Genomic DNA, 12,331 nt, shown 5'->3' on the forward strand with positions numbered 1-12,331 from the left:
GTATAATTCGCTAATATTTACTATATATAGTATTTTCTAAGCAATGTGAGAACTTTGATTTCTATCATAAAAGCTTAATATTCTGATAAAAAATAATAATTATATGAATATTTTTACTGATATAAATCTATGCCAATTGCTAATTATTAATGAATATTGAGGAGCATATTATGCCTGTAGTAATTAAACGAGATGGTTGTCAAACTGCATTTGATGAGACTCGAATTAACGATGCCATTGTTAAAGCTGCTGTGGCAGCCAATGTTCATGATCCAGATTACTGTGCAACAGTTGCTCGTGTTGTGACCAATCAAATGAGTGAATATGATAGTGTTGATATTAACGAAATTCAAAATGCAGTTGAAAATCAGTTAATGTCAGGTCCTTATAAAAAATTAGCGAGAACTTATATTGAATATCGTCACGATCGCGATCGTGCCCGAGAGGAGCGTAGTCGGTTAAATCAAGATATTCGAGGGTTAATTGAGCAAAGTAATGTTGCTATTTTAAATGAAAATGCTAATAAAGATAGCAAAGTAATACCGACTCAGCGCGATTTACTTGCGGGTATCGTGGCAAGGCATTATGCTAAACAATATATTTTACCAAAAGACATTTCTCAAGCTCATGATTGCGGTGAAATTCATTATCATGATTTAGATTATGCACCATTCTTCCCAATGTTTAACTGTATGTTAATTGATTTAGATGGTATGTTAACTAACGGATTTAAAATGGGTAATGCTGAAATTGAGCCGCCAAAGTCAATTGCAACAGCGGCAGCTGTAACAGCACAAATTATTGCGCAAGTCGCTAGCCATATTTATGGCGGTACGACAATTAATCGCATTGATGAAGTTTTAGCAAAATTTGTTACCGTCAGTTATAACAAACACAAACAAGTGGCTGAAGAGTGGGATATCCCAAATCCAGAAGCTTATGCTGAAAGCCGTACCCAAAAAGAGTGTTATGATGCGTTTCAATCTTTAGAGTATGAAGTCAATACTTTACATACCGCTAATGGTCAAACACCGTTTGTTACTTTCGGTTTTGGGTTAGGAACTAGCTGGGAATCACGATTAATTCAACAATCTATTTTAAATGTTCGTATTAAAGGACTTGGCAAAAATCACAAGACAGCGGTTTTCCCAAAACTGGTTTTTGCAATTAAAGATGGTATTAATCATAAACAGGGCGATGCTAATTATGATATTAAGCAACTTGCACTTGAGTGTGCAAGTAAGCGGATGTACCCAGATATTTTAAATTACGATAAAGTTGTTGAGGTGACTGGCTCATTTAAAACCCCAATGGGTTGTCGCAGCTTTTTAGGCGTTTATGAAGAAGATGGTCAGCTAATTCATGATGGTCGAAATAATTTAGGCGTAATTAGCTTAAATTTACCTCGGATAGCTATTGAAGCTAAAGGCGATGAAGCACGTTTTTGGGAAATTTTAGATAAACGTTTGGCTATTTGTAAAAAAGCATTAATGACGCGTATTGCTCGACTTGATGGCGTAAAAGCCCGAGTTGCCCCGATTTTATATATGGAGGGAGCTTGTGGCGTAAGGCTTAATGAAGATGATAGTGTTTCTGAAATCTTCAAAAATGGTCGGGCTTCAATTTCTTTAGGATATATTGGTCTTCATGAAACGTTAAATGCCTTATACGGAAATCAAGCACACCCATTTGATAGCGATAAATTACGTGAAAAAGGAATAGCAATTGTTGAGCATTTACGTAAGGCGGTAGATCAATGGAAAGATGAAACAGGTTATGGCTTTAGTTTATATAGTACACCAAGTGAAAATTTATGTGATCGATTCTGTCGGCTTGATACTGCTGAATTTGGCGTGATACCTGGTGTTACGGATAAAGGTTATTATACAAACAGTTTTCATCTTGATGTTGAGAAAAAAGTTAACCCATATGAAAAAATCGAATTTGAAAAAGCTTATCCATCAGTGGCAAATGGTGGCTTTATTTGCTATGGGGAATATCCAAATATGATAAATAATGTTAAAGCATTAGAGGATGTTTGGGATTATAGCTATGCCCGAGTTCCTTATTATGGTACTAACACTCCAATTGATGAATGTTATGAGTGTGGCTATACGGGAGAATTTTCATGTACCAGTAAAGGTTTTGTTTGCCCAAGTTGCGGTAATCATGACTCTTCAAAAGTTTCTGTTACTCGCCGTGTTTGTGGCTATTTAGGTAGTCCAGATGCTCGTCCATTCAATGTGGGTAAGCAAGAAGAAGTGAAACGTCGTGTTAAACATTTGCATAATGGGCAAATCGGATAATAATTAAATAGTTATGAATTATCATCGTTATTATCCTGTTGATGTTGTCAATGGCGAAGGGACTCGCTGTGTGCTTTTTGTTGCTGGATGTGTACATCAGTGCCCTGGTTGCTATAACAAAAGTACATGGGGTATCAATTCTGGTTCGCCATTTACTCAATCACTTGAAGATCAAATTATCAAAGACTTACAAGATACTGAAATAAAACGTCAAGGATTATCACTTTCTGGCGGTGATCCATTGCACCCACAAAACGTTCCAACTATATTAAAATTGGTTCAACGTGTTAAATCGGAATGCGATAACAAAGATATCTGGCTTTGGACAGGGTATAAACTTGGTGAGTTAACAGTCGAACAACAAGCTATTATTCCTTATATTGATGTGTTAATTGATGGAAAATTTATTCAAGAGCTCGCTGATCCCCGCCTATTATGGCGAGGAAGCAGTAATCAAATTATTCACCGTTTTAAATAAAAATTATTAGTTAATTATTGGGACTTGTGTAAATTTAGAAGATAGGAAATCGCTTCGCGGTAGTTAATTTCAAGATTTTCGCTACTTGACGAAGATATGTGTAAGTCAGTAATTTTACCATTATGAATTCCATAAACCCAACCATGTAAATTCACTTTTTGCCCTCGTTGCCATGCTGATTGAATAATTGTAGAATGACCAAGGTTGTAGACTTGTTCAACCACATTAAGTTCACATAGTACATCTAAACGAATTTCGGGCGGGAATTCGCCTAGTAAAGAGCTATTGCGAAACCATAAATCGCGGATATGCAACAGCCAGTTGTTAATTAGTCCTAAATCTGGGTTTTCAACCGCATCTCGAATTCCCCCACAACCTAGATGACCACAAACAATGATATCTTCGATTTTAAGGACATCTACAGCATATTGCACAACGGATAAACAGTTTAAATCAGTGTGTATTACAAGATTACCGACATTTCGATGTACAAATAATTCACCCGGTTTTAGCTTAATAAGCTTTTCTGCTGAAACACGACTATCTGAGCAGCCGATCCACAAAAATTTCGGATTTTGTTCAATGGCAAGTTGTTTAAAAAATTCTGGATCTTCTTGCTCTATTTTTTCTGACCATTCGTGATTAAAACGAATTAAATCTTGTACATCAAACATAATTGATATTTCCTCATCTATTTCATTATTATTTTTATTATTATATTTTTGTTTATTTTATGTTATTCAATTTGCCTAATATGTTGAATCTTACTTTTCATGATCAACTTACGCCAGAAAGGCGTCGTTAATAATTTAGCTTTAACAATTTTGCAATAGAGTTTTAAACGTAGTGGAATTGTGCGTTGATAATAACATTTATTTGGTTTCGGATGTTTACTGTTTAAAATCTTACTTAAAATTTCCGCACTATCCAATGCATAACTAATTCCTTCTAAAGAGCTAGCACTGATAAATCCAGCAGCTTCGCCAATTAAAAATATGTTTTCATTGCCAGTATAAAAATCACGTAACCGATTTGGGTAAACCACTAAACACTTTTCTGTTTTGACTGGTTTACTAAAAATAAACCCCTGAGCTGTTAATTTTTCTTTTAATTGCTCAAAATTTTGATTTGCCGCTTTTTTAGGAAAAGCGCCACCAAAAATAAAATAACCATTTTTTGAAATGCTCCAAGCATAGCAATTTGTCGTTTGATTATCAAAAATGCACGAATTAAATGGATTTGGGTGCTGTTCTACAAACCATTGTTGTATAGCTACATATTGCCTTATTGTATGCTGAGGATATCGCATTCTTCTGACAAGCGAGTTGGCACCATCAGCACCTACTACATATTGCGCTGTGATATTATATTCGGTTTTGTTTTCATCAATATAAGTGATTTGATAGCCATCAATAATGCGCCTTACTTCTTTACAAAGCGTATTATGAAGAACGGTTACTTTTGACGGTATCAGTGATTTTAACCATAGATCAAATTTGTGTCGATCAAAACTCACATAACTTCGTTGGTAATTGCGAACAAGTTTTGTTTGTAAGTCATAAGTTTTGACACTAAAAATTTGAGGATTAGTTAAAATATCAGTGGGTAAATTCAGCTTTTGTCGAACAAAAGCTTTTTGTGCATCATCTGCTAATAATCCACCACAAGGTTTATGAAAACCTTCATCTGTAGATTGATGTTTTTTATCTAATGCAATGACTTTGAACGACGGGCTAAGTAAACGAGCTAGCGTGCTGCCTGCAGGCCCAAGCCCTATAATTGCGATATCATAATCCATGTTATTGTACTGCTTGCTTTATCACGGTTAAAAAAGCTTTCATGTTAGCAAATTAAATTCAATGTGGCTATTAGAGATGTCGTTTTCTGTATACCAACTAGCTTGTCAAAAAGTTTCAGGAATGTATACCGTTTCATCATATAATATAATTTTTTTCAATATGTTAATTTTGTTATTGACCTGATGCTGTTTTTTTAATGCTTGATATAGTTCATTACTTTGATCAAAGCGCTGTATAGCAAGCCAATGTGATTTTGGGATTTGCTCTTTTACTTCTTCAAAGATAGTCGCTTTGTGGTGGATTTTATAAATTCGGTGAATCACTTCAGTTTTTTATTCATCGTTAATGCGACCAGTTTTAGTTAAAAAATGATGCGATTTGAAAAAACAATTTGTGAAATAACTATGTGATATTTATTAAAATATGTTGCGCATCTACCAGTGTAATAATCGATCAAGTTGGATTTTTCTCGAATTAGATCATCAATAAAAACGGCTCGAATCATTGGTGCCAGATCCCAGATTGGCAAGATCAGTTGGTAGGATAATCTACCGATCAAATTGTAATTCACCCTGCTTAGTGTTTTACGTGTAATTTATGTCATGCTTCGGTTAGTTTTCCTTGCGCGCTACAGTAAATACAGCCATTGGTCATTTCAACGATTTGAATTTTAGTGTTAATATTTAACAAATTACTATCAATGCTTACTGAGCTAAATTCGTTTTCGATAATAATGGCTTTTCATCACGGTTATGTTGTTTTAATAAATAATTAAGGTGTGTTGTCTTACCTGAGCGAAGAAAGTTATTAAGATTACAGGTAATAATGAATTAGTAATAAAATCTTTTACTTATAGCTTTTTAATTATTAGCAATATTTAAAACCACCTTTGCCATTGACTTTTTCCTGCTAGTGCTTTTTAAAAAAACTTTATCAAACATAGGGAGTTGCTTTGGGTGGGTAAGCTTCATATGCTGAACATAATTATCATAACCAAAAGTGCCCACCATCAGTTTTGCAGTTTGACCAAGGTATTTCCCTACTTTAGAGAGAGAATCAAACATATTTTTCTCAGATTGAATACGATATTATTGAAATATAAAATCTTTAAATGGTTATATCGCATAACTCAAATTATAATGACGAATGCAGTATATACCAATAAAGGTGGGAATTTGCCTGAGCCAATCATTGATTAATTGTAATGATTATTAGATTCGCAAATAAAAATCAAATTTTTGATAGCGTTTGATTTTCTGTACTTTTAGTTGATTTGAAAAGAATAGCACTTTAATTTTTTCATGAAATTCATTTATCTATTAGTAAATAACTTCTATAATGTTTGCCAATTTATCACGCATAAGAGTTAATAATGGAAAAGTTTCACGTAAAAGGCCCTACCACGTTAAACGGTGAAGTGGTTATTTCTGGCGCAAAAAATGCTGCGCTGCCAATTTTATTTGCTGCCATTTTGGCTGAAAAGCCTGTTGAACTTAGAAATGTTCCCAAGTTGAGAGATATTGATACGACTTTGGAATTGCTAAGTCAGCTAGGTGTAAAATGTGAGCGAAATGACTTTATTCATCTTGATGCGGGTCATCTTAATAACTATTGTGCGCCTTATGAGTTAGTTAAAACTATGCGAGCTTCAATTTGGGCTTTAGGTCCACTTGTAGCACGATTTGGGCAAGGACAAGTTTCATTGCCTGGTGGTTGCGCTATCGGAGCAAGGCCTGTCGATCTTCATATTACAGGTCTTGAACAATTAGGTGCAACTATCACGCTTGATGAAGGTTATGTTAAAGCATCAGTAAATGGTCGGCTTAAAGGTGCTCATATAGTGATGGATAAAGTAAGTGTTGGTGCAACCGTTACTGTTATGTCAGCAGCAACTTTAGCGGAAGGTAAAACGATAATCGAAAATGCAGCTTGTGAACCTGAAATTGTTGATACAGCTAAATTTTTAAATATGCTAGGCGCCAAAATTACAGGTGCTGGTACTATGCGTATTGAGATTGAAGGTGTTGAACGCTTAGGTGGTGGTGTTCATGAGATAGTTTCTGATCGCATTGAAACAGGGACTTTTTTAGTGGCAGCTGCGATATCCAGAGGTAAAATTACTTGTCGTAATACTGATCCCACTTTGCTTGATGCTGTGCTTTCTAAGCTGAAGGAAGCTGGTGCTAAAATTGAATTTGGTAAAGATTGGGTGTGTTTAGATATGCAAGGAAAAAGAGCGAAAGCAGTGAATATTCATACCGCACCTCACCCAGGGTTTCCTACTGATATGCAAGCTCAATTTTCATTATTAAATATGGTTGCTGAAGGCACAGGGATCATTAAAGAAACGATTTTTGAAAATCGGTTTATGCATGTGCCTGAATTAATTCGTATGGGAGCCAGAGCAGAAATTGAAGGTAACACCTTAATAACTCATGGTGTCGAAAAACTCGGTGGTACACAAGTAATGGCAACGGACTTACGAGCTTCAGCAAGTTTAGTTTTAGCGGGTTGTATAGCTGAGGGGCTAACTACCGTTGATCGTATTTATCATATTGATCGAGGCTATGACAATATTGAAGCAAAATTAAGAAAACTAGGTGCCAATATTGAAAGGATAATAAAATAATGACAAAACAAGCATTGGTGTTTTTATCGGACGGTTGTGAAGAAACAGAAGCTGTGACAACAATTGATTTATTAACTCGAGCAGCAATTAATGTTACGACAGCTAGCATTTCAAGTTCTCGTGAAATTGCCTGCTCTCGAGGCGTAACAATTTTGGCTCAAAAAGTATTTTCAGACATTCAATACATCGATTTTGACGTAGTGGTGTTGCCTGGTGGGTTAAAAGGAGCTGAAAACTTTCGAGGTTGTCCATTATTGATTGAGAAATTAAAGCAAACGCATTTAAATGGTGGTATTGTTGCTGCAATTTGTGCTTCGCCAGCTATGGTTTTACAACATCATAATTTATTTCCTAACGCTAATATGACAGGTTACCCAACTACTAAAGGTGCATTCAAAAATTGGAAAGCAGATAGGGTTTATTTTGACAAGTCGAATAACGTTATTACTAGTCAAGGTCCTGCGACTTCTATTGATTTTGCTTTAAAAATTATCGATGTATTGTTAGGCCGAACAAAGGCTGCTGAGGTTGCCGAGCAGTTAGTTCTTCCATTGGGAATTGAGTCTTATCAATAAATTAGGTACTAAATGTCAAATTCACATTTGTACGAAAAGTTAGTTAAAAGAGCAACGTTAATTGCCGTTTTGACCTCTATTTTTCTAATTTTAATTAAATTTATTACGTGTTGGTTAACTGGTTCAATAAGTTTATTTGCTTCATTACTGGATTCAAGTATTGATTTACTTGCATCTGGTTTCAATTTTTTTTTAGTTCGCTATGCGTTAAAACCTGCTGATGATGAGCATACTTTTGGTCATGGCAAGGCTGAATCTTTGGCTGCATTGTCGCAAAGCGCATTTATTATTGGCTCGGCGATAATTTTATTATTTTCTAGTGTTCGATCTTTTATTCATCCTAGCGAATTGCAAATCCCTTTATTAGGAATTATGGTTTCGACAGTTTCAGCGGTAATCACAGGCTTCCTTGTTTTATATCAAAGGCGAGTTGTAAAAATGACTCATAGTCATGCTATTCAGGCTGATATGCTACATTACTCCTCCGACATGTTGATGAATATTGCTGTTATCATTGCGCTTTGCTTAAGTTGGTATGGACTTACTTATGCAGATGCTGCCTTTGCAGCCTTGATTGCTTTATATATTTGTTATAATGCTTACCATATTGCTTATCATGCTATCCAAGATCTGTTGGATCGCGCTTTGCCTGATAGCGATAATGTACGAATTGCTGAAATTATTTCTTCATACCCTGATGTTCTAGGTTTTCATGATCTAAAAACACGACAAGCAGGACCTATAAAATTTATTCAATTACACCTTGAACTCGATGATGACATGCCTTTAATTAAAGCTCATGCTATTGCGGATGCTATTGAAAAATATATTGCAGAAGAATTTTCACCTGCAACAGTAATTATTCATCAAGACCCAGTTTCTGTTGTGCCTGCTGAAATGAAAAAGTAGAAAAATTAATCAGAAATAGCTTTTATTGTCTATTGTTAGATATCTGTTAAGACTCTATAATAACGAAAAGTTAATAAATTGGAGTTATTTAATATGATAAAAAAAATAGGTATTTTAACCAGTGGTGGCGATGCTCCAGGAATGAACGCAGCTATTCGTGGTGTAGTTAGAACTGCATTGGCAGAAGGGCTAGATGTTTTTGGTATCTATGATGGTTATATGGGGCTTTGTGAAGATCGCATTGTTCAACTAGAACGTTCAAGTGTGTCAGATATCATTACTCGTGGTGGCACATTTCTTGGTTCGGCTAGATTTCCAGAATTTAAAGATAAAGCAGTAAGACAAAAGGGCATTGCTAATTTGAAAAAGCATCAAATTGATGCTTTAGTTGTTATTGGTGGTGATGGTTCTTATATGGGGGCAATGCGATTGACTGAAGAAGGTTTCCCATGTATTGGTTTACCAGGTACTATTGATAATGATATTCGTGGCACTGATTATACTATTGGTTATTTTACTGCGCTTAGCACTGCTGTTGAAGCTATTGATAGATTACGCGATACTTGTTCTTCACATAACCGAATTTCAGTAATTGAAATTATGGGACGAGACTGTGGCGATCTAACCTTAAATGCCTCAGTTGCCGGTGGATGTGAGTTTATGATTATTCCTGAGGTTTCATATACTAAAGAAGATCTAATCGAAGAGATTAAACTCGGCTTTGCTAAAGGTAAAAAACATGCGATTGTGACTGTTACCGAGCATATGTGTGATGTTAAGCAACTTGCTGCAGACATTGAAGCAGCAGTCCATCACGAAACACGGGCAACAGTATTAGGGCATGTTCAACGAGGCGGTTCACCGGTTCCTTATGATCGTATTTTAGGTTCTCGTATGGGAGCTTATGCCGTTGAATTATTGTTACAAGGTGAGGCAGGTAGAAGCGTAGGTGTACAAAATAATAAATTAGTGCATCATAATATTGTTGATGCTATCAATAATATGAAACGCCCATTTGATATTGATCTATATAATACTGCTAAACGATTATTTTAAATCGTTTATTGTGCAACTAAAGCATAATCTACATTAATTAATATCATTCTGTTTTGCTATAGGTGAGCTGTTAAAGATAAAATCTTAAAACAGTCACCTATTTTTTTCTCTACATGTTTTCCTGTAATAGATTTCAGTTATTATAAAAAATTCTTGGATTTTATTAAGTATGGATGTAATTTATAATCAATTAATTACACATATTATGCGGGTAATTTTATGTCATTACGTTTTTTAGAAGAAAGCAATCGCTTTTATGTTTGTGATACTAATAATAAAGAAATCGCTGAAATGACATTTACAAGAGTGGGAAAAGATAAAGCGACTATTAATCATACTTATACCGATCCAAAATATCGAGGGCAAGGTATCGCTGATAATTTATTAGAGTTAGTGGTAAAACGTCTCCGGCAGGAAAATCGAGAAATTATTCCTATTTGTTCATTTGCGGCGAATAAATTGGTTAGGTAATCAAATCAAGCACAATTCGATTATAATATTGATTTATATTAATATTTTTACTGTATTCTTATATGGTTTTTTTTTGTAAAAGAGTATTCTAGGTCGGGTAGCAACGACACATTACTGTGTCGCCGCCCCCTAAGAACTGTACGAGCGAATTTCTCCGCATACAGCTCAAGCCTTTCTATTAACTTATTGCTAAGTCGGTTTCAATACGTCTAACTTTAGCGCATGAACTTTAGTATGACATACAGGGTGTAATAATATTCTGTTTTCCAGCTTATTATCTCCCCCATGTACACGGTATATAATATGATGGTCATGCCAACCTGTCTCTTTTGTGATAGGTAACTGACATAATCCACAACGCCCTTTTTGTTCTTTATACAGCCTTTGCCATTGACTTCTGTGCGAATAATCTTCGTACATCCGTTTTTGGTATAGCGTTTCGCCGTATAATTCCCATTCAGGTAGAAACGGATTGTATTCCGATTTCACCTTTACATGACGTTTAATTTCTGTCTTACTGCACAGCAGTAATTCCATCCATTTCTTTTCACCATGTCGATTTATTGTGTGTGTGCCAAATATCCAGTCCCTGTTTTGTATCCTTGTAAAATATTTCTCTTTTACAAATCGTTTCCGTCTGTTACTGTGTCTTCGACAACACCATCGCCAAATCGCTCGCCAGACTAAATGGTCTACTTTACTGTACGTTTCTTTAGCAACAATGCTACGGTGATAGTTAGCCCATCCCCTTAACATTGGATTTAATTTTGCTATTAGTATGTCCTGCTTAACCATCTTCATTGCACTTATTGTCTCTTTTACCTTGCGATAAAATGCTTTCACATTCTTTTTGCTTGGTTTAATCAACAATTTGCCTTTAAATGATTTTACTGTCCACCCTAAGAAATCAAATCCTTGCTCGATATTAACAATGCGCGTCTTTCTTTCAGATAAGGTTAGTCCTCTCTCTTTCAAAAATTCACGCATTACTGGTATAACTTCATTTTCCAGTAATTCTTTCGAACTTCCAGATATAATAAAATCGTCCGCATATCGAACCATATACACCTTATTGGCTCGCCGTTGTCTATTTCCTACTACACCGAAGTGTTTCGTTAATAGTTCGTCCATACCATCCAGTGCCATGTTCGCCAAAGTCGGTGAAATAATACCCCCTTGTGGTGTACCTTCCTCCGTCCGCTTGACCTGTCCCATGTCCACTACACCCGATTTTAACCATTTTGCTAATATCCGCTTATTCATCGGAATATTTTCAATTAACCAATCATGGCTTATATGGTCAAAACAACCCTGTATGTCGGCATCTAATACCCATTGAGCCGTTTGTCTCATTTGACTCCCTTTGCGTGAGAATATCTTATGCACGTGACTAATCGCATCCGCCGTTGAGCGGTTGATGCGAAATCCATATGAGTTTTTATCTGCTGTAGTTTCAGCAACAGGCTGTAAAGCAAATAAGTATAGCGCTTGCATTGCTCTGTCTTTCATGGTCGGAATACCCAAAGGGCGCTTCTTTCCGTCAGACTTGGGAATATAAACTCGCCTTAACGGCATGGGTTTATATCCTTTACTTGTTAGCGTTGCAATCGCTTCCCATTTACTCTTTGGTGTTGACCATGTTACTTTGTCAACGCCCGCCGTTCTTTTACCTCTGTTTTCCGTCACCCTTCGCACTGCCAATTGCTTGGCGTACGTTGAGCGTGTTAGTAACCTTTGTAAGCGTTTAATCTTACGGTAGTCACCTTCAATTGTTGCCTTCGCAATCCGTACCTGCAACCCTTTAACATGTTTTGTTGCTTTGACCCAATCTATAGTGTGCCATAGCTCATTCATGTCAGGAGTCGCTGGAGCTGGACTACTTTTAACTTTTTGGTTAAACTTAGTGTACTCTTTCATACTTACTCCTGTCGTAACAGAAATAAGCAGAAATCTACTTGGTTTGTTGTGAATAATTTCTTCTGTCGTGAACGGAGAGAAGAATTATTCAGGTTACCAAATAAATTCTACTTCTCTGTCACATGGTAAAATTGTTAGAGTAGGGAAATGGGCTTGTTTTACTTGCCTGTTTCCTTCCTCACCCAATCATT

11 protein-coding genes and 1 pseudogene are annotated in these 12,331 nt (G+C 35.9%); 7 read left to right on the forward strand and 5 right to left on the reverse strand.

Annotation, left to right across the window (positions count from 1 at the left end; all coding sequences use genetic code 11):
• The first annotated feature begins 167 nt into the window (after window positions 1-167).
• On the forward strand, window positions 168-2,306 hold the full coding sequence (nrdD, locus tag A9G45_RS02685) for an anaerobic ribonucleoside-triphosphate reductase (RefSeq protein WP_065567325.1): 2,139 nt from the start codon (window positions 168-170) through the stop codon (window positions 2,304-2,306).
• Between the two features lie 13 nt (window positions 2,307-2,319).
• Window positions 2,320-2,784, forward strand: coding sequence for an anaerobic ribonucleoside-triphosphate reductase-activating protein (nrdG, locus tag A9G45_RS02690; protein WP_065567316.1), 465 nt, complete (start codon window positions 2,320-2,322; stop codon window positions 2,782-2,784).
• Between the two features lie 14 nt (window positions 2,785-2,798).
• Here nrdG and can read toward each other — a convergent pair whose 3' ends face one another.
• From can to A9G45_RS13675, 4 genes and pseudogenes are all read right to left on the reverse strand, one after another.
• Window positions 2,799-3,458 (reverse strand): carbonate dehydratase, encoded by a 660-nt coding sequence (gene can, locus A9G45_RS02695; protein ID WP_065567317.1) that lies wholly within the window; start codon window positions 3,456-3,458, stop codon window positions 2,799-2,801.
• Window positions 3,459-3,520: 62 nt separating this feature from the next.
• Entirely contained in the window at window positions 3,521-4,582 is a 1,062-nt protein-coding gene (locus A9G45_RS02700) for an FAD-binding protein (protein ID WP_065567318.1), read from the reverse strand.
• A gap of 601 nt (window positions 4,583-5,183) precedes the next feature.
• A complete protein-coding gene (locus A9G45_RS14855) occupies window positions 5,184-5,318 on the reverse strand; it encodes a GTP-binding protein (RefSeq protein WP_081295765.1) in 135 nt (44 codons plus the stop codon).
• A gap of 132 nt (window positions 5,319-5,450) precedes the next feature.
• Window positions 5,451-5,647: pseudogene (locus A9G45_RS13675) on the reverse strand (CstA-like transporter-associated (seleno)protein).
• A gap of 308 nt (window positions 5,648-5,955) precedes the next feature.
• Between A9G45_RS13675 and murA the strand changes: the two are divergent.
• From murA to A9G45_RS02730, 5 genes are all read left to right on the forward strand, one after another.
• Complete coding sequence (gene murA, locus A9G45_RS02710; RefSeq protein ID WP_065567320.1) at window positions 5,956-7,212, forward strand: UDP-N-acetylglucosamine 1-carboxyvinyltransferase; 1,257 nt, start codon at window positions 5,956-5,958, stop codon at window positions 7,210-7,212.
• Window positions 7,212-7,787: a DJ-1 family glyoxalase III gene (locus A9G45_RS02715; RefSeq protein ID WP_065567321.1), complete on the forward strand. Its 576-nt coding sequence runs from the start codon at window positions 7,212-7,214 to the stop codon at window positions 7,785-7,787. Before murA ends, A9G45_RS02715 begins: the two co-directional genes overlap by 1 nt.
• A gap of 12 nt (window positions 7,788-7,799) precedes the next feature.
• On the forward strand, window positions 7,800-8,696 hold the full coding sequence (locus tag A9G45_RS02720) for a cation diffusion facilitator family transporter (RefSeq protein ID WP_065567322.1): 897 nt from the start codon (window positions 7,800-7,802) through the stop codon (window positions 8,694-8,696).
• Between the two features lie 93 nt (window positions 8,697-8,789).
• Window positions 8,790-9,752: a 6-phosphofructokinase gene (pfkA, locus tag A9G45_RS02725; protein ID WP_065567323.1), complete on the forward strand. Its 963-nt coding sequence runs from the start codon at window positions 8,790-8,792 to the stop codon at window positions 9,750-9,752.
• Window positions 9,753-9,971: 219 nt separating this feature from the next.
• Window positions 9,972-10,223, forward strand: a complete 252-nt coding sequence (locus A9G45_RS02730) for a GNAT family N-acetyltransferase (RefSeq protein WP_065567324.1) — start codon at window positions 9,972-9,974, stop codon at window positions 10,221-10,223.
• A gap of 189 nt (window positions 10,224-10,412) precedes the next feature.
• Here A9G45_RS02730 and ltrA read toward each other — a convergent pair whose 3' ends face one another.
• Window positions 10,413-12,077, reverse strand: coding sequence for a group II intron reverse transcriptase/maturase (gene ltrA, locus A9G45_RS02735; protein WP_065567326.1), 1,665 nt, complete (start codon window positions 12,075-12,077; stop codon window positions 10,413-10,415).
• Between the last annotated feature and the right edge of the window lie 254 nt (window positions 12,078-12,331).

Source organism: Gilliamella sp. HK2, from assembly GCF_001690265.1.
In the GTDB taxonomy this organism is placed as follows: Bacteria; Pseudomonadota; Gammaproteobacteria; order Enterobacterales; family Orbaceae; genus Gilliamella; species Gilliamella apicola_C.